This is a genomic window from Humidesulfovibrio sp. (genome assembly GCF_035560995.1).
Classification (GTDB): Bacteria; Desulfobacterota; Desulfovibrionia; order Desulfovibrionales; family Desulfovibrionaceae; genus Humidesulfovibrio.
On record NZ_DATMYK010000297.1, the window covers coordinates 1 to 18063 of the forward strand.

Sequence of the window (18063 nt, forward strand, 5' to 3'; positions counted from 1 at the left end):
GGCCCTGGCCGACATGAAGAACATCCAGGCCCAGCTGAAGAAGGGCGCAAGCTTCGAGGCCCTGGCCAAGAAGCACTCCCAGGACCCCGGCAGCGCCGTCAAGGGCGGCGAACTGCCCTGGTTCTCCGAGGGCGCCATGGTCAAGCCCTTCGAGGACGCCGCCAAGGCCCTGAAGCCCGGCCAGATCAGCGAGCCCGTGCGCACCCAGTACGGCTGGCATCTCATCAAGGTCGAAGCCGTCCGCCCCGCGGGCAAGGTGCCCTTCGAGGAAGCCGCCGGCGAAATCAAGAAGCGCCTGGCCGAAGAGCGCGCCGGCGAGAAGATCAACGAAATCCTGGACCAGAGCATGGACCAGATCGCCGCCGGCGTGAAGCTGGCCAAGATCGCCCAGGGCCTGGGCCTTGCCACCCAGAAGAGCGAGATGCTCGACATGCAGGCCGTGCAGGCCATCTTCGGCTTGAAGAAAGAGGCCGCCGAGACCCTCTTCGCCCTGGCCAACGGCGCCGGAGCCAAGACCCCGCTGGCCATGGAGCCCTCGCGCGGCTACCTCCTGGCCGAAAAGATCGAAGGCGCGCCCGAAACCGTGCTGCCCCTCGAAAAGGTCAAGGACAAGGTCGTGGCCGAGGTGAAGCGTGAGCAAGGCCGCAAGCTGGCCCTTGAAAAGGCCAAGGAAGTGCTGGCCCAGCTGGCCACCGAAGACGGCCAGGCCAAGGTCCTCGCCCAGTACAAGGCCGAGCTGAAGACCAGCGCGCCCCTGGACCGCCAGACCGCCATCATGCAGACCGCGGGCAACCCGCAGATGATGCAGGACATCTTCTCCGCCTCCGCCAAGACTTGGCTGAAGCAGCCCTACGAGCTGCCCGAGGCCGTTGTCCTGGCGCGCATCAACGAGCGTATCGCCGCGCCCGAAGCCGACTGGGAGAAGGAAAAGCGTCTCTGGATCGGTCAGGGAGCCGGAGCCTTCCGCCAGGAGCTCTTCGAAGCCCTGCTGAAGAACCTGCGCGCCACCACCAAGGTCGAGATCGTGCGCCAGGATCTGCTGAACTAGCACGTGGGTCCGTTACGGGAATGACAAGGGGGACGGCTTCGGCTGTCCCTCTTTTTTTGTTGGTGAGGGAGGGGGAGCATGCGCTCCCCCAGGCCCGCGCGCGCTATTCACTTTTCATCTTGTGAGGCGAACATGACGACCATCGATCTGCGCGACAAGTGCTGAGGCGTGGGCATGGAGGTCGGGTGGCACCTCCGTTTCACGCGCGAGGCCGAGCTTGAGGTTCTGGTGCAGGCGAAGCTTGCGCCCAATGTCGAGGACGCGGTATTCATCGCTGGCGGCTGGACGCTTGCGTGGGACCGCTCTGCCCAGGGCGGCGAACTCGAGGGCTGGCTTCGGGCGTTGATCGTGCGCAAGGGATGAGAGACGTGAGCAAGGAGCGGGGCATGTGGGACGCTGATGTGGCCATCTTCGCGTGCAGCCACCGGGCTGGCGGCAATTCGGACGCCGCGGCGGAACTGATGGCGCTTGGGGTGAACGAGGCCGGGGCTAAACCTAAGGTCATTGCCCTGCGCGACTATTCCGTGCTGGCCTGCCTGGCCTGCCGCGCCTGCGCGGGCGAGAGGCTGTCGCGCTGCGTGCTGGCGGGCAAGGACCAGACGGAAGAGCTGTTCGCGGTGCTGATGGCGGCCCCGGTGGTGCTGTTCGCCTCGCCCATCTATTTTTACGGTCTGCCGTCTTTGTGCAAGACCTGGGTGGACCGCTCGCAGCGCTTCTGGGAGGCCCGGCGCAAGGGCGATCCCTGGGTGCTGGCGCTGAGGGACCGCCCGGCCTACGCCTGCTTCGTGGCCGGGCAGCCCAGCGGGCAAAAGTTGTTTGACGGAGCGCGGCTGAGCCTCAAATATTTCTTGGTCAATTTCGGCCTCACGTTGGCAGAGCCCTTGGGGCTGCGCGGCCTGGACGCGGCGGGCGACCTGGCGTCGAACCCGCAGGCGGCGGCACAGACACGAGAGCTGGGCCACTCGGCCGGGCTCATGGCGCTGGAGGGGCGGCGTGCGTGAGCTGCTGACCCGTGTGGCGGGTGCGGTGCTCAGGACGGCCCTGCTGGCCGAGGCGCGCTGCCCGTGCTGCGGGAAGGTGCGCGCTGGCGGGATGGCGGAACTGTGCGCGGAGTGCCGGGAAGATGGCGCCGCGGCGGAGGCGGAGCAACGGGGTGAGCCGTGCCCCGGCTGTGGCGAGTATCCGCCTGTGCCTCAGGACGTTTCGCTGCTGTGCGGCTGTTGCCGCGAGACGCCGCGCCCCTGGGGCCGGGTGTTGGCCTACGGCCCGTACGCCGGGCGGCTTAAACAGCTGATCCTGGGCTACAAGTTCGAGAACCGGCTGGACTTCGGCCGCAGTCTGCAGGAATGCCTGTTGGAAGCCTACGAGCGCGGCGTGGCCGCTTGCCCGGAATTGGGCCAGGGCGCAGTGCTGGTGCCGGTGCCCTTGCACCCGCGCAGGCTGCTTATGCGCGGCTTCAACCAGAGCCGCGAAATTGCCCGGCTGCTGTCCGCGCGGCACGGGCTGCCCATCCGCCAGGACGCGCTCTCCCGCGTGCGGCGCACCACCCCGCAGATGCGGCTGGCGCGCGAGGCCCGCGCGGAGAACATCCGGGGGGCCTTTGCAGCGCGGTCGCAGGTGCTTGAGGGCCAAGCCGTGCTGCTGGTGGACGATATCATGACCACGGGCGCGACCCTGGAGGAATGTGCGCGGGCCATGCTGGCCGCGGGTGCGAAAAGGGTGGACGTGCTGGTGCTGGCCAGGGCATAAGAGCCGTGGCCGGAAAAAATCTTCGCCCGGCGCTTGACTTTTCCCCTCAACCAAAGCTAAGAGAACGCCTCTTACGCGATGGAGGTATTCGCAATGTTCGCAATTATCGAGACCGGCGGTAAGCAGTACCGCGTGGAACAGGGACTCGAGTTCAAGGTGGAGCTTTTGCAGGCTGAGCCCGGCACCGAGCTGAACTTGGACAAAGTCCTTCTGATCGCCGACGGCGGTCAGACCAAGATCGGGGCCCCTTATCTTGACGGCGCCAAAGTCGCCTGTGAAGTCCTGGGCCATGGCCGCGGCGAGAAGATCATCATCTTCAAGAAAAAGCGCCGCAACGACTTCCACAAGAAGACGGGCCACAGGCAGGATTACACCAGCCTCAAGGTCAAAACCATCCAGGCCTAACGGGCTGAGCCCCAAGACGGCAAGGAGGATACAATGGCTCACAAGAAAGCAGGCGGCAGCTCCAGAAACGGACGCGACAGCGCCGGACAGCGTCGTGGCGTGAAGCGCTTCGGCGGGCAGCAGGTTCTGGCCGGCAACATCCTCGTGCGTCAGGTCGGCACCAGCATCCACCCCGGCAAGAATGTCGGCGTGGGCAAGGACTGGACCCTGTTCGCCCTGGTGGACGGCGAAGTGAAGTACGAGAAGTACACCCGGAACAACAAGGTCAAGACCCGGGTGCACATTCTGCCCGTGAGCGCCTAAAGTTTAGGCGGCTCCACGAACGAACCATAGCGCGGGCAGGAGCGGCTTTTAAAGCGGCTCCTGCCCGTTTTCTATCTGGGGTGCGGCATGCGATTTGTAGACGAAGCGAGCATTACGGTGCGCTCCGGCAAGGGTGGCAACGGCAGCGCTTCGCTCAAGCGCGCCAAGAACCTGCCCAAGGGCGGGCCTGACGGCGGCGACGGCGGCAAGGGCGGAGACGTTGTCTTCCAGGCCAGCCAGCGCCTGCTTACCCTGTACGACTTCCGCGCCCAGCGCCTGTTCGAGGCCGAGAACGGCCAGAACGGCCAGAGCCAGGACAAGTACGGACGCGGCGGCGAAGAATTGATCATCGAGGTGCCCGTGGGCACCCAGGTGTTCCTGGACGAGGACGGCGAGTACACGCTGCTGGCCGACCTGCGCCGCGCCGGACAGCGCTTCGTGGCCTGCCCCGGCGGCGAAGGCGGACGCGGCAACCTGCATTTCAAGAGCTCCGTGAACCGCGCCCCCAAAAGGGCCGAATCCGGCAAACCCGGCGAGGAAAAGCGCCTGCGCCTGGAGCTCAAGGTCATCGCCGACGCGGGCCTGCTCGGCCTGCCCAACGCGGGCAAGAGCACATTCCTGTCCGCCGTTTCGGCCGCGCGGCCCAAGATCGCCTCCTACCCCTTCACCACCCTCACGCCCAACCTGGGCGTGGTGGAGCGTGAGGACGGGCGCCGCCTCATCATCGCCGACATCCCCGGCCTCATCGAGGGCGCAAGCGAAGGCCTGGGCCTGGGCCACAAGTTCCTCAAGCACGTGGAGCGCACGCGTTTCCTGGTGCACATCCTGAGCGGCGACGACGCCGACCCGGAGAACCCGGCCGCGGGCTTCGCCATGCTGAACGAGGAGCTGCGCGCCTTTGACCCGGAACTGGCCGAGAAGCCGCAGATTCGCGTCATCAACAAGATCGACATCCTGCCCGCTGAGCGGCTGGACGCCCTGCGCAAAAACGCCCCGGAGGACGTGCTCTTTGTCTCCGCCCTCACGGGCGCGGGCCTGCCGGAGCTGCTGGCCGAGATGTGGCGGCGCATTGGCGACGCGCCGAGTGAATTTGACGAGGAGTTCGACGAGAACGGCGTGGAGACGCCCCGCAACCAGGGCTTTGCGGAGGAGGAGGGGGAATGAGCGTTCCGGCGGGCGAACTGCGGGCGGACATCCTGTCCCGCGCGCACATCGTGGTGGTCAAGGTCGGCAGCGCGGTGCTCACCTGCGGCACCGGGCTGGACGCCCGCGCCGTGGGCCGCCTGGTGGACCAGCTGTCCATGCTGCACGACCGCGGCCTCAAAATCGTGCTGGTGAGTTCCGGCGCCGTGGCCGCCGGACGCACACGCATCCGCCAGAGCGTGGCCGGGGCCGAGACCATCGACTTCTCCGAGCTGCCCGCCCGTCAGGCCGCTTCGGCCATCGGGCAGAGCCGGCTGATGCACGAATACGACGAGGCCTTCGGGCGCTTTGGCAAGACCGTGGCCCAGTTGCTGCTGACCCGCGAGGACCTGAAGAGCCGCAAGCGTTTTCTCAACGCCCGCAACACCATGCAGCGCCTGCTGGACTGGGGCGTCATCCCCATCATCAACGAGAACGACACCGTGGCCGTGGCCGAGCTGGAGTTCGGCGACAACGACACCCTGGCGAGCCTCATGGTGGACCTGGTGGGCGCGGATTTGTTCGTGAATCTGACCAGTGCGGGCGGAGTTTTCGACAAGAACCCGGACAAGCACGCGGACGCCTGCTGCCTGCCGCTCATCGACGACGTGGAAGGGCTCGACATCGAGGCCATGTGCGACGGCAAGACCAGCGTGGGCTCCGGCGGCATGTACTCCAAGCTGCGCGCCGCGCGCCGGGCCGCTCAGCTGGGCGTGGCCACGCTCATCGTCTCGGGCAAGGACGACATCCCCCTGGACCGCATCTTCAAGGGCGAGGAACTGGGCACGCTTGTGCTGCCGCTTTCGCGCACCGTGTCGCACCGCAAGTTCTGGCTGGCCTACCATGACAACCCGGCCGGCAGCCTGCGCGTGGACGCGGGCGCGGCCGCAGCCCTGCGCGACAAGGGCAAGAGCCTCCTGCCCGCGGGCATCCGCGCAGTGGATGGCCGCTTCGCCCGGGGCGCGCTGGTGCGCATCGTGGACGAGGCCGGGACCACGGTGGGCGTTGGCCTGTCCAATTATTCCGCGGCCGAGGTGCGGCGCATCATGGGCCGCAAAAGCGGGGAGCTGGCCGCAGTGCTGGGGCAGGCCCCCTTTGCCGAGGCCATCCACCGCGACAACCTGCTGCTGGACGCCGCGCTCTAGTTCTCCACACCGCTGTTCGCAACCGCTGCGCGCACGTGAAGCGGGCCGCCCTCCCAAGCAGGAGAGCGGCCCGTTTTTCGTCGATTCGGGGTGGGGCTAGTACAGGGGGTAGATGCCGCCCACGGCCGCATCGCTCGTCCGCGCGGGTTCGCGCACCACGGCGCCGGGCAGCACGCGTTCACGCACGAAGCGCGCCAGCAGGTCGCAGCCCTTGGGGGAAAGCCTGCCCTCGCGGGTGTTCTGCGCGTGGATGCGGCTGCCCACAAAGGCCTTGAGGTAGCCGGTGAGGTCGAAGCAGCGAAGGCTCAGGCCCGCGCAGGCGGCGCGCAGTTCGCCCAGCACGGCGGTCTCGGCCAGCCCCAAGCTTTCCAGGGATTCGCGGTCGCGTACCTGCGCTTCGCCGATGCGCTGGGCCACGAGGTATTCGCGGCTGGGCAGCAGCAGGATGGTCAGGGAAAATTGACGCTCCTCGGCCAGCGCGCGCAGATGCTTCAGAACCTTGACGGTGATGGACAGCCCGGCCTCGATGGCCGGATGTTCCAGGTTCTGCATGGCGAAGAGCGAATGCTCGGCCAGGTAGAAGCGGCTGGAATCCAGCACGCAGGGGTTCACGTCAGGCTCGCCGCGCTGGGCCAGCAGGCTCAGCACGTCTTCTTCGGCCAGGTCCGGATTCTCAGCCCACAGGCGTTCCACGGCGCGGCCCGAGGCGAACAGGACGGAGTGGTCGGGCTGCGGCAGGTCCGCCCAGCGGGCTTCGAAGAACGAGCGCGCCAGCGGGGAAACGCTTACGCGGGCGGTATTGAAGGCCCTGGCGAGATCACTTGCCGGGGTGAGGCAGACGATGATGCGCCGGGGCGAGAGGGCGAGAAGCTTCTCCGCCGCGAGGGCATACTGCACGCTGCCCCAGCCGGGCATGCCCGCGTTCAGCACGCCGCCGCCCATGCGCCGTCCAAGCTGCGCGGGCCAGTTCTGGGTGACGGAAAGTCCCTCGCCGTACACTTGCCCGCCGCCGATGACGACCAGCTCCGGCAGGGTGACGCCCTTGGGGTTGCGCAGGCCCAGTGCGTCGTGCTCCGGGTGCTCCGGGTCGCCGCGCAGCAGCCAGGCGGGATCGCTGAGGAAACGGTTGGCGTGCGTCGCGGCCGGGACCGCGTCCAGGCTGGTTATGTCCGTGGCCGAAGCGACGGTATGGGTGGTTGTGTCATGCATGGCTGTGCCCCCTGCGAATGAAAAATGGTCCGGGCAGAAGTTGCCCGCAATGATCATTGCAAGGGACATGCCGGGGACAAGACCGTGCGAGGGTGTGGAGGCCGGAGCTCCTGCCTGGGCAGGCCTTTCGGAGAGTTCTCCCGCCGTTGCCCGGCTGGCGGGTGTCGAAAACGGCAGCCAGCCGAGGCCGGAAAAAATCTTCTACACGATGTCTAGAGAAAACCGGGAATATGACCCGCTGAGGCATGTTCTCAAGTTGTGGAAAAGTAGAAAAAAATGCCGTTCATTACCAGTAATCGCCAATAATCGGCAAAAATAGGAAGCGCGTTCCATCGAAGAGCCTGGGGCACCTGTACAGAAAAATGCCGTTGGAGTAGTGTGCTTTCACGCGTGCCTGCTGCGGCCAACAGGGCCGATTTTGGGTTTTGTGCCCAGGCGCGCGGCACTTTTTTTGAGGAGCAGCACCTGCCCATGAATCCCGAGATCGCCTGGAACCACCTGCGGGGCCTGACCCCCTTGAGCCTCTGCGATTGGCCGGGGCACCCCTGCTGCGTGGTGTTCCTGGGCGGCTGCAACCTGCGCTGCCCCACCTGCCACAACGCGGAGTTGGCCTGGGACATGGAGCGCCAGCCGCGCATCGACCAGGCAGCCCTGCGCGCCTTTCTGGCCAAGCGCGCGCGCTGGCTCTCCGGCATCACGGTGACGGGCGGCGAGCCCACGGCCGTGCCCGGCGTCGGCGTCATCCTGCACGAGCTGGCCGCCTCGGGCCTGCCCATCAAACTCGACACCAACGGCATGCTGCCGGAGGCGGTGGAGCTGATGCTGGCCGAGGGGCTGGTGAGCCGTTTCGCCGTGGACGTGAAGGGCCCGTATGTCAAATATCCGGCCCTCACCGGCGGCGCGGTGGATGAGACCGCCGCGCGCAGGAATCTTTCCAAGATCTTCGCCCTGGCCGAGGAACGGCCCGAGGCCTTCTTCTTCCGCACCACCCTGGTGCCCCAGCTCGACCCCACCGACGTGGAGACCGTGCGCGGCATGCTGCCCGCAGGCTTCACGCTGACCACCCAAGACTATAAAAAACCACGGAGGCCCCATGCCCTCGCAGATTCTGAAGCGCGACGGACGGCTGGAAACCTGGTCGACTGACCGCATCGCCAAGGCAATCTTCAAGGCCCTTTCCGCCAGCGGCATCAAAGACCCGCTCCTTGGCCGCCGCCTGGCCCAGAAGGTGGAGCTGAAGCTCGCCGACGTGGACATCCCGGAGCAGGAGCACGTGCAGGACATGGTGGAGCTGGTGCTCATGGAAATGCGCCAGTTCGCCGTTGCCCGCAAATACATCCTCTACCGCGAGAAACGCCGCCAGCTGCGCAATCAGAAAGAGGCCTTCCTGGATATCAAGGAGACCATCGACGAGTACCTGGACAAGAGCGACTGGCGCGTGGCCGAGAACTCCAATATGAGCCACAGCTTTCAGGGGCTTATGCTGCACCTCTCCGGCACGGTCCAGGCGCGCTACGCCCTGGAGAAATATCCGGAGGAAGTGCGCCAGGCCCACGAGCACGGCTACTTCCACATCCACGACCTGTCCTTCGGTCTGGCGGGCTACTGCGCGGGCTGGAGCCTGCGCGACCTGCTGCTTGAGGGTTTCAACCTCGAAGGCCGCTCCTGCGCCGGTCCGGCCCGGCATTTCGATTCCGCCCTGGGCCAGATGGTGAACTTCCTGGGCACCCTGCAGAACGAATGGGCGGGCGCGCAGGCCTTCAACAACGTGGATACCTACCTGGCGCCCTTCATCCGCCACGACGGGCTCTCCTACGAGAAGGTGCGCCAGGCCGTGCAGAAGTTCGTGTTCAACCTGAACACCACCAGCCGCTGGGGCGGGCAGAGCCCCTTCACCAACCTGACGCTGGACCTGACCCCACCCAAGCACATCGCCAAGGAGGCGGTCATCATCGGCGGCAAGCTGCAGGATTCCACCTACGGCGAATACGCGGCCGAGATGGAGATGTTCAACCGCGCCTTCCTCGAGGTCATGCTCGACGGCGACTACGCCGGGCAGATCTTCTCCTTCCCCATTCCGACGTACAACGTCACCGAGGACTTCCCCTGGGAGACCGAGATCGGCGAGCTGCTCTTGAAGCTTACCGCCAAATACGGCGCTCCCTACTTCCAGAATTTCATCAACTCCGAGCTCTCGCCGGAGGACGTGCGCAGCATGTGCTGCCGCCTGAAGATGGACCTGCGCGAGCTGCGCAACAAGGTGGGCGGGCTCTTCGGCGCCGGCGACCTCACCGGGTCCATCGGCGTGGTGACGCTCAACCTGCCCAAGCTGGCCTATCTGTCCCAGGGCGAGGACGAGTTCCTGACGCTCGTTGAGGAATACGCCACGCTGGCCAAGGACGCCCTGGAGTTCAAGCGCAAGCTCATCACCGACAACCTGGAGCGCGGCATGTTCCCCTGGACGCGCCGCTACCTGAAGCAGGGCTTCCGGGGCCACTTCTCCACCATCGGCCTGCTCGGCGGGCACGAGGCCTGCCTGAACCTCATCGGCAAGGGCATTGAGACCGAGAACGGCATGCGGCTCATGCGCCGCACCCTGAACCGTCTGCGCGAGGTCACCAGCCGCTTCCAGGAGGAGACCGGCACCCTGTACAACCTTGAGGCCACCCCGGCCGAGGGCACCAGCTACCGCCTGGCCAAGATTGACCGCAACCTCTACGCGGACATCATCACCAGCGGCAACGGCACGCCGTACTACACCAACTCCACCTGCCTGCCCGTGGGCCATTCGGAAGACGTCATCGCCTGCCTGGAGCACCAGGACCAGTTGCAGCCGCTGTACACCGGGGGCACGGTGTTCCACACCTTCCTGGGCGAATCCGTGGCCGATGTGGCGAGTTTGCGCGAGTTCATCGTGAAGAGCTTCCGCAACACCAAGCTGCCGTTCTTGTCCATCACGCCCACCTTCAGCGTGTGCAAGGACCACGGGTACATCCACGGCGAGCACGAGCAGTGCCCTACCTGCGGGGCTGATGCCGAGATCTTCACGCGCATCGTGGGCTACTACCGCCCGGTGTCGCGTTGGAACAAGGGCAAGCAGGCCGAGTACGTGGACCGCGTGGTCTATTCCGGCTTCGGCGCCTGCGGCTGCGACAGGTAGCGGCAGGACGACCTGGACAAAGGGCTCCGCCCCTTGGACCCAGGCGCAGGAACGGGCGAGGGGCGGACAAGACCAAGGGCATCCTTGTTTCGAGCCGGCCTGCGCCGCAAAATGAAGGCCCCGGACGCGCTTTTGCGTGTCTGGGGCCTTCATTTTGCCCTGTGGGTCCAGTGGAACTGGGTGGTCAGCGCCTGGGGGCGGGCGCCAAGCCGGGTCGCTAGGGGGACAAGGTCAGGGATTCGGTCCGCTGGGCCAGAAATATGGCGTAGCCGGGTTCCAGGTACCGCGTGGAGAAGAGGTACACCGCGCCGGTGTCGGTGGTCGCGAAGCTGATGTCCTGGTACTCGGGGCTTGCGGCCATGGCCGCCAAGGCATGGGTGATGTCTTCGGGCGTGAGGTCGAAGGGCGGGCCCTCGAAGAGCTCCGCAGGTACCGGCCGGGGATAGTCGCGCGAGTTGGCCCGGACTTCCTCGGCCACGAGCAGCAGCGGTGAACCCTTCCGGTCCAGGATGCGGGCGTAGGCGCGGCTCAGCAGCTCAGGGGCATGGTGCAGCGTGCGGCCCGTGCGGCTCTCCAGCACGGCCAGGGCCGGATGTGCAGCCAGAAGACCCGGCAGCAGGGCGCGGGCCTCCTCCAGACAGGACGTGTCCGCCTCGGCGAAATGGCCTTCGGCAGTCAGCGTCTCCAGCACCTCTGCGCAGTCCACCATGCGCAGCTCAGCGCTGGCCGCGTAAACCGCCTCGGCCGCGGCCTCGCCCAGCCGGGCCGCATCCTCCGGGGTCATTTCGCTGCACCGGGCACGAGACCCTTGTCCGCCAGGGCCTGCCCCACGTCGCCCAGGCCAAGCCGGGCATACGCCTCGCGCGTGGGCGCGCCTGTGGCCTTGTCCCAGCCCATGGTCTCGTAGAACATGTCCATGGCGAGCGCCATGTCCGCCCGGTCCATGCGAATGGTGCCCTGGCTGAAAGGCTGCGCGCCCTTCGGGTCCTCGTACACCCATTGGGGCACATGGTCGTGGGCCGCGCGCATGTCGGCAGTCGCCATGTCGCGGATGGTCAGGGCGCGGTGCAGGGTGAACACGCGCGTCCCCGCCAGATCCAGGCCCTCGCGGTCCAGGTTGCGGCCGGTGGCCAGGGTGTAGAAGCGTGACTCCAGGCTGTTGTCGCCCCGGTAACCGCGCTCCTTGAGCGGCGAGGCCACCCACGGGCCCATCCAGTTGCACAGGCCCAGGCAGTCGTGCAGCTCTTTGCGGACGAGCGCCCATTTGGCCCGCCGGGCCTTGTGCGGATTCATGCGTGTGTAGTGGCCCGGGGCGTCCACGGAGTCCGGCGAGCCCCAAAGCTCTCCGGCCAGACGCTTCTGCTCGTGCACGGGCAGGCCGTTGCGCACGAAGTTGGTGTGCGAGTGGCACTGGGCGTCGCGGTTGTACTGGGTGTTGATGATGACCCCGCACTGGCCGTCATCCTCGTTGGCGTGGTGCTTGGGGTGTCCCATCTTCCAGTAGGTGGTGGCGTGGTCCGCCTCCCAGGCCGATTCCGGGATGCCCCAGTGGTCGAAGGGGCCGCCGGACCCTTGGCTCAGCACGCTCCCCAGCTCCCCCCGGCGCTCACCGATGCGCGGGATGAGATCCAGCAGGAAGGAGGGGTCGCCCGCGCGCCACAGGTCCCAGGGGATGGAGGCGTACTCCGCCGAGCCGAGTTTGGCCTGGAACACCCCGTCATTGGCAAGCTTGATGAAGTCGCGCTGGAGCTGCCCGTAGTTGCTCCAGATGCCCATGTCGTCGGCCATGTTCATGCCGATCATGCAGGCTTCGAGGGCGGCTTGGCCCTTGGGGCCGCCAGGCAGGCCGGGGAAGAAAAAACGGCCGAAGTTGAGGGCGATGCAGGTGCCCTGGGCGATTTCGTCCAGGCCGTATTTGGTGGCCATGGCCGGCACCTTGAGGGTGGTGTGGCAGCGGATGGGACAGGCGGTGCAGCCGTTGCCGCGCACGGTGTGCTTCCAGGCCTGCTCGCCCAGGAAGAAGGCCGCGCTGTTGGTGCGGTAGGCGATGCGGCTCATGTCGTGGATGCTGCCGGTGATCTCCACCGGCGGCCTGGCCGCCCCCCAGCGCTTGCCGGGCTCGCCCACCCAGCGGGAGCCCGGACTGTAGTATTCGGACTCGGGCGAGGGGAAGGCCGGCACGACGTGCTGATTGTTGGCCCCCAGGATGGACAGGTGGAACTTCACCAGCAGCTCCCACTGCTCCTTGTCGCCCGCGATGCGCACGGGGCCGCTGCCCTGGACGCCGATGGCCTTGAGATTTTTCGCGCCCATGACGCCTCCCACCCCGCCTGCGGAATGGGACAGGGAATTGACCACCGTGGACAGGGGCGCGCGCTTCTCCCCGGCCTGGCCGATGGCCGCCACGCAACAGTCCGCGCCCATCTCCTGGCTGATTTCCAGGGTGGTGCGGCGGATGCCGCTGCCCCACAGGCGGGAGGCGTCGCGCAGCTCCACGCGGCCGTCGCGGATGAACAGCCACACGGGACGTTCGGCCCGGCCCTCCACTATGATGGCGTCGTAGCCGGCGTACTTGAGCTTGGCCGCGAACTGGCCGCCCATGTGGCCGGAGCCCACCAGCGCCTTGGGCCAGCAGGAGGGGTAGACTGTGGTGATGGCGGTGCGGCCGCTGCAGGGCACGCTGGTGCCCGCCAGAACGCCCGTGGCGAAGACGAGCTTGTTTGCGTCGTCAAAGGGACCGGTGCCTGCGGGCACCTCCTCCCACAGCACTTGGTAGCCCAGGCCCGTGCCGCCCAAAACCTCGCTGTAGCGTTCGACGGTGTCCTGGGTGCTGAATTTTCCGGTGGACAGGTCCACGCGCAGCACTTTGCCGGCAAAACCTCCCGGTGTCGTCGTCATGGTGGTCTCCTAGCGGCGCGCGCCCTTCTTGGCTACAGGGGTGTGGCAGCCTGCGCAGTCCTTCGCCGCGGCCGCCGGGGTCACGCAGAGGCTCGCCATGGGCGGCGGTCCTTCGCGGGTGATGTCGCGCCAGGGCACGAAGCGCAACGCTCCAGACGGGCAGGCCTCCACGCATTTGGGCTTGCCGTTGCAGAGAAAGCATTTGGAGGCCTTCTGGCGCTCCTCGTCAAAGGTCATCATGTCCCAGGGACAGGCCCGCTGGCACAGGCGGCAGCCTACGCATTTCCTGGCGTCCACCACGCGGGCTCCGGTCTTCGGGTCGAGCACGATGGCGCTCTCCGGGCAGGCCGTGGCGCAGGGCACGGGATGCGGGCATTGCCGGCACGCTCCCTGGACCACCAGGCCGTCGCCCCAGATCCCCCGCATGGCCGGGCCACCGCTGGGCCCCTCGGGGCCGAAGTTCAGGGCGCGGGCGATCTTGATGCGGGAGAGTGAGGGCTGGGCGCGGCCCTCGTTGAATTCGGTGCAGGCCAGTTCGCAGCGCTGGCAGCCCACGCAGCGCGAGGGGTCGGCCAGGATCAGGCCTTTGGCGTTGTCCAGGATCACCAGCGGCGGATTGGCTGCGAACGCCTCGCAGAGGCCCAGAGCCGCGAGGCTGGACACGGCGCAGGCTGAAAACAAAAGAAAGCCTCGCCGCGAAAGGGTGGTGTCCATGCCTGCGGCGCTGGCCGCCAGTTCGATCAAGCTCGAAGGTTTTTCCTGTGCCATAGGCCTTCTGTCCGGCGGGACGGGTTGGAACGAGTGGCGAATAAGCATTTGAAAAATACGCGGCAGCGCCACGCACGTCAATCGCCCCCGTGCCGGAACCCGTGGTCCGACGTTCAGCTACTTCGCAGCCGGAAGGGCCGGAGTGTACTCCACCGGCACCCAGGCGTAGGCGTCCTCGCCCTCGGCGCGCACATGGCCCACGCCGGGGAAAGGCAGGTGCATGCCGCCCATGAGACAGCCCTCGGCCGCCACGGCCTTGAGCACCGCGCGCCGCGTGGCGATGGCCTTCCGCTGGTCCACGTCGAAGTCGATGGACACGCCGGGCCGGGCGAACTGCACCGCATGGGCGTGCAGCAAATCCCCAACGATGAGCAGCTTCTGTCCGTCCGACTCGATGGCATAGGCCGTGTGGCCTGGCGTGTGCCCGACAGTGGGTTCGGCGCGCACACCAGGGGCCAGGGTGGCGCCCATGGCGAAGGTTTGCCAGCGGCCGCTGGCGATGTACGGAGCGGTCATGTTCCGGGCCAGCGCAAAGGAGGGCTGCTTGCCCTTGGGCGCGGCGGCGGCATTCTCGGGCGAAAGCCAGTACGCGGCCTCCTCCTGCGCCACCAGCACCACGGCCTTGGGGAAGCGGGCCACGCCCGCCGCATCGGTGAGGCCTCCGATGTGATCGCTGTGGATATGCGTCAGGAGCACCTTGTCGATCTGCCCGGGCTCGTAGCCCGCTGCACGCAGATTCTCCTCAATGTGCCCAAGGGTCGGTCCGCGGAAGCCGCCCATGCCGGTATCGATGAGCAGCACTTCCCTGCCCGTGTCCACCACGTAGGCGTTCACGGCTGTGGGCATTTTGGGATTGCCCACGAACATGCGGGCAAGCAGGCGGTTGAGTTCTTCGGGCGCGGCGTTGTGCAGCAGGGCGGTGTCGATGTCGATGGCTCCGTCGAACACCGCCGTGACCTGAATCTGGCCGATCTGCATGCGGTAATAGCCCGGAACCTGGGTTTTGGGGCCCGCTGCAAGGGCGTGTGCGCCAAAGGCAAGGGCGAAGACAAGGGCCACGCACAGTGCGCGCAAAGACTTGAACATGGAACACCTCCCTGCGGTTTGTCCGATCATGCTCCTGCGGTTTTTTCCGGGCCAGCCCCGCGCGCAGCGCGGCAGGCCGGGGCTGGCCATCTTTCAGGCGCTCTTCAGGGCTACACCCAGCTGACTGTGACCTCATTCCTAGGCGGCACCAGGGCGTAGCGCAGCTTGGGCTGGCCGAGCATCATGGCCCCGCAGACCTTGCGGCCCTCGGGTACGCCGACAAAGGCGGCGATCTCCGGGCTGTGCAGCACGGCCCGGTGCAGCAACCCGCCCCAGCACGCGCCCAGGCCCTGGGCCGCTGCGGCCAGCTCCACGTAGGTCAGGGCGATGCTCGCGTCGATGTCGCCCCAGTCGTTCTGAGCGTCGCCCAGGGCGATGAGCGCGTGCGGCGCGCCGCGCAGGATGCAGTCGCGCCCGGCGTCCCACATGCCCACATAGCGGGCGAGAATCGGGTTCGGGCGCATCCAGTCCACCACCATGGCGGCCAGGGCGCGGGACTTGGCCGGGTCTTCCACCATGATGTAGCTGAGCTGCTGGGTGTTCTTGGCCGTGGGGGCGATGCGCGCCACGTTCAGCAGGCCCGCCAGGGTCTCATGGGAGATGGGGGCGTCCTTGTACTCGCGCACGGAACGCCGGGCCTTCATGAGCCCTTCAAGCTCGTGGAAGCCTGCGCGCTCGCGCGGGACCGGGGTGAAGGCGGCGGTGTCGAGCCTGCTGTGGCTGAGCGCGCCGTGGGGGCAGATGGCCACGCAGTGCCCGCAGTTGATGCAGTTTTCCTCGTTGACCGGAACGGGAAAGCCGTCCGCGTCGGCCTCGATGCAGCCGATGGGGCAGGCGGCAATACAGATGCCGTCGCGCCTGCAGTTTTCTTTGTCCACGCAGATGAGTTCCATGTGCTTGCTCCTTTTTTGTGGGGGGATCGCCGGGCGGTGATGTCTTTTCCGTCCGTACCTGCTATTTTGCAAGTAGGCACAATTACGTGCTGTAGTATCTGTATGGATACTATCAGCGTGTATAGCGGCTTGCGGGCTTGCCAGCCCCGCGCGCGCTTGGTATCCGAGCAGCTGGTTTGGTCCGGAACACACCCGCTCGCAGCGGGCGGGAGGTCGCAGCATGACGCTTGTCGCAGAGCATGGTCACACGGTGGAGCAGGGACAGTGCAAGGAACAGCGCTGCTGCGCGGGCAAGCACTATTTCTGCTCCGTGGAGCTGGCGCTTCAGGTCATTGGCGGCAAATGGAAGCCCATCATCCTGTGGCACCTGCGCACCGGGCAGAGCAGACGCTTCGGCGAGCTGCGGCGCACCATGCCGAACGTGACCCAGAAGATGCTGACCCAGCAGTTGCGCGAACTGGAGGCCGACGGCATGGTGCTGCGCACGGTGCACCCTCAGGTGCCGCCCAAGGTGGAATACGCCCTGACCGAGCTTGGCGCCAGCGTGCTGCCCGTGCTGGACCAGCTGAGCCGCTGGGGCTCCGCCTTTGAGGCCAAGCACCCGGCCCGGGCCGAGGGCTAGCCTTCGGGGGGCAAGGGTGGTAGTTTCCCGCATTGGTTGGCGAAAGGTCTGCGAACGGCCGGCGCGCGCGCACGGCGGGAGGAACACGGGCGAATGAGCAGAAAGGTCGCGCTCATCACGGGCATAACCGGGCAGGACGGCGCGCTTCTGGCGGAGCTCTTGCTGGCGAAGGGCTACATTGTCCACGGCATCAAGCGCCGCTCGTCCATGTTCAACACCGGCCGGGTGGACCACATCTACCAGGACCCGCACCTGGGCGAGCGCAACTTCGTGCTGCACTATGGCGACCTGTCCGACACTTCGAGCATCTACCGGCTGCTCCAGTTGTGCCAGCCCGACGAGGTGTACAATCTGGGCGCCATGAGCCACGTGGCCGTGAGTTTCGAAATGCCGGAGTACACGGCCGACGTGAACGCCCTGGGCGCGCTGCGCATCCTGGAGGCCATCCGCTCCCACGGCATGGAGAAGAAGACGCGCTTCTACCAGGCCTCCACCAGCGAACTTTTCGGCCAGGTGCGCGAGGTTCCCCAGCGCGAGACCACGCCCTTCCATCCCCGCAGCCCCTACGCCGTGTCCAAGCTCTTCGCCTACTGGATCACGGTCAACTACCGCGAGGCCTACGGCATGTATGCCTGCAACGGCATCCTCTTCAACCACGAGTCTCCCCAGCGCGGCGAAACCTTCGTCACCCGCAAGATCACCCGCGCGCTTTCGCGCATCAAGCTGGGTTTGCAGGATTGCCTGTACCTGGGCAACCTCTCGGCCCGGCGCGACTGGGGCCACGCGCGCGACTACGTGGAGATGCAGTGGCTCATGCTCCAGCAGGAGCAGCCGGAGGACTACGTCATCGCCACGGGCGTGCAGTACAGCGTGCGCGACTTTGTGAATGCGGCGGCCGCCGCCCTGGACATGGGCATAAATTGGCGGGGCGAGGGCGTGGACGAGGAAGGCCTGGACGAGGGCGGCACGGTCATCGTGCGGGTGGACCCGCGCTACTTCCGCCCGGCCGAGGTGGAAACCCTGCAGGGCGACCCCACCCTGGCCCGGGAAAAATTGGGCTGGGTGCCCAAGGTGAGCTTTGCCGACATGGTGGCCGAGATGGTGCGCGAGGACTTGAAGAGCGCCCAGCGCGACGCCCTTGTGCTCAAAAGCGGCTACTCCGCATACAATTTTCACGAGTAGCGGCCATGGAAGCGGGCGCGAAGATCTATGTGGCCGGGCACAGGGGGCTGGTTGGCTCGGCCCTGGTGCGGCAGCTGAAGGCCCTGGGCTACGCCAATATCCTGACCCGCGGGCACGCGGAGCTGGACCTGACCGACGGCGCGGCCGTGGCCGCGTTTTTCGCGGCGGAACGGCCGGATTACGTGCTGCTGGCCGCGGCCAAGGTGGGGGGCATCTGGGCCAACAAAACCTACCCGGCGGACTTCATCCGCATCAATCTGGCCATCGAGCTGAACGTCATCCACAACGCCTTCCTCACCGGGGTGAAGCGCCTGCTGTTTCTCGGCTCGTCGTGCATCTATCCGCGCCTGGCGCCCCAGCCCATGCGTGAGGAACATCTGCTCACCGGCGCGCTGGAGCCCACCAACCGGCCC

Annotated in this window: 19 protein-coding genes; 13 read left to right on the top strand and 6 right to left on the bottom strand. The window is 66.7% G+C overall.

Annotated features, from left to right (window positions below; genetic code table 11):
• From VN419_RS11505 to proB, 8 genes are all read left to right on the top strand, one after another.
• Positions 1-1048 (top strand): peptidylprolyl isomerase (locus VN419_RS11505; protein WP_325647370.1); only part of this gene is annotated, 1048 nt, incomplete at its 5' end.
• A 174-nt stretch (positions 1049-1222) separates the two neighbouring features.
• Positions 1223-1411, top strand: coding sequence for a hypothetical protein (locus VN419_RS11510; protein ID WP_325647371.1), 189 nt, complete (start codon positions 1223-1225; stop codon positions 1409-1411).
• Positions 1412-1434: 23 nt separating this feature from the next.
• A complete protein-coding gene (locus tag VN419_RS11515) occupies positions 1435-2049 on the top strand; it encodes a flavodoxin family protein (protein ID WP_325647372.1) in 615 nt (204 codons plus the stop codon).
• The gene (locus VN419_RS11520; RefSeq protein WP_325647373.1) at positions 2042-2797 is read left to right on the top strand and encodes a ComF family protein; all 756 of its coding nucleotides are present in this window, start codon (positions 2042-2044) and stop codon (positions 2795-2797) included. The genes VN419_RS11515 and VN419_RS11520 overlap by 8 nt, the downstream gene beginning before the upstream one ends.
• Before the next feature lie 93 nt (positions 2798-2890).
• A complete protein-coding gene (rplU, locus tag VN419_RS11525) occupies positions 2891-3202 on the top strand; it encodes a 50S ribosomal protein L21 (RefSeq protein WP_305569175.1) in 312 nt (103 codons plus the stop codon).
• Positions 3203-3235: 33 nt separating this feature from the next.
• On the top strand, positions 3236-3505 hold the full coding sequence (rpmA, locus tag VN419_RS11530) for a 50S ribosomal protein L27 (protein ID WP_325647374.1): 270 nt from the start codon (positions 3236-3238) through the stop codon (positions 3503-3505).
• A gap of 87 nt (positions 3506-3592) precedes the next feature.
• Positions 3593-4669: a GTPase ObgE gene (obgE, locus tag VN419_RS11535; protein WP_325647375.1), complete on the top strand. Its 1077-nt coding sequence runs from the start codon at positions 3593-3595 to the stop codon at positions 4667-4669.
• Positions 4666-5832 (top strand): glutamate 5-kinase, encoded by a 1167-nt coding sequence (gene proB, locus VN419_RS11540; protein WP_325647376.1) that lies wholly within the window; start codon positions 4666-4668, stop codon positions 5830-5832. The genes obgE and proB overlap by 4 nt, the downstream gene beginning before the upstream one ends.
• A gap of 96 nt (positions 5833-5928) precedes the next feature.
• Here proB and VN419_RS11545 read toward each other — a convergent pair whose 3' ends face one another.
• Positions 5929-7041 (bottom strand): hypothetical protein, encoded by a 1113-nt coding sequence (locus tag VN419_RS11545; protein ID WP_325647377.1) that lies wholly within the window; start codon positions 7039-7041, stop codon positions 5929-5931.
• Between the two features lie 471 nt (positions 7042-7512).
• Here VN419_RS11545 and VN419_RS11550 point away from each other — a divergent pair, with 471 nt between their 5' ends.
• Together VN419_RS11550 and VN419_RS11555 are read left to right on the top strand one after the other, a co-directional pair.
• The gene (locus VN419_RS11550) at positions 7513-8187 is read left to right on the top strand and encodes an anaerobic ribonucleoside-triphosphate reductase activating protein (RefSeq protein ID WP_325647378.1); all 675 of its coding nucleotides are present in this window, start codon (positions 7513-7515) and stop codon (positions 8185-8187) included.
• Complete coding sequence (locus tag VN419_RS11555; RefSeq protein WP_325647379.1) at positions 8135-10201, top strand: ribonucleoside triphosphate reductase; 2067 nt, start codon at positions 8135-8137, stop codon at positions 10199-10201. Before VN419_RS11550 ends, VN419_RS11555 begins: the two co-directional genes overlap by 53 nt.
• Positions 10202-10418: 217 nt before the next feature.
• Here VN419_RS11555 and VN419_RS11560 read toward each other — a convergent pair whose 3' ends face one another.
• The 5 genes from VN419_RS11560 to VN419_RS11580 all read right to left on the bottom strand — a co-directional run bounded on the left by VN419_RS11560 (position 10419) and on the right by VN419_RS11580 (position 15846).
• Positions 10419-10985, bottom strand: a complete 567-nt coding sequence (locus tag VN419_RS11560; RefSeq protein WP_325647380.1) for a hypothetical protein — start codon at positions 10983-10985, stop codon at positions 10419-10421.
• Positions 10982-13099 (bottom strand): aldehyde ferredoxin oxidoreductase, encoded by a 2118-nt coding sequence (locus VN419_RS11565; RefSeq protein ID WP_325647381.1) that lies wholly within the window; start codon positions 13097-13099, stop codon positions 10982-10984. The genes VN419_RS11560 and VN419_RS11565 overlap by 4 nt, the downstream gene beginning before the upstream one ends.
• Before the next feature lie 9 nt (positions 13100-13108).
• Positions 13109-13843, bottom strand: a complete 735-nt coding sequence (locus VN419_RS11570) for a 4Fe-4S dicluster domain-containing protein (RefSeq protein ID WP_325647382.1) — start codon at positions 13841-13843, stop codon at positions 13109-13111.
• A 141-nt stretch (positions 13844-13984) separates the two neighbouring features.
• Positions 13985-14953, bottom strand: a complete 969-nt coding sequence (locus VN419_RS11575) for an MBL fold metallo-hydrolase (protein ID WP_325647383.1) — start codon at positions 14951-14953, stop codon at positions 13985-13987.
• A 110-nt stretch (positions 14954-15063) separates the two neighbouring features.
• Positions 15064-15846, bottom strand: coding sequence for a nitroreductase family protein (locus VN419_RS11580; RefSeq protein ID WP_325647384.1), 783 nt, complete (start codon positions 15844-15846; stop codon positions 15064-15066).
• 220 nt (positions 15847-16066) lie between these two features.
• Here VN419_RS11580 and VN419_RS11585 point away from each other — a divergent pair, with 220 nt between their 5' ends.
• From VN419_RS11585 to VN419_RS11595, 3 genes are all read left to right on the top strand, one after another.
• The gene (locus VN419_RS11585; protein WP_325647385.1) at positions 16067-16468 is read left to right on the top strand and encodes a helix-turn-helix domain-containing protein; all 402 of its coding nucleotides are present in this window, start codon (positions 16067-16069) and stop codon (positions 16466-16468) included.
• A gap of 93 nt (positions 16469-16561) precedes the next feature.
• Positions 16562-17650, top strand: coding sequence for a GDP-mannose 4,6-dehydratase (gene gmd, locus VN419_RS11590; RefSeq protein WP_325647386.1), 1089 nt, complete (start codon positions 16562-16564; stop codon positions 17648-17650).
• Between the two features lie 5 nt (positions 17651-17655).
• Positions 17656-18063, top strand: a 408-nt coding sequence (locus VN419_RS11595; RefSeq protein WP_325647387.1) for an NAD-dependent epimerase/dehydratase family protein, incomplete at its 3' end; no start/stop codon positions are given.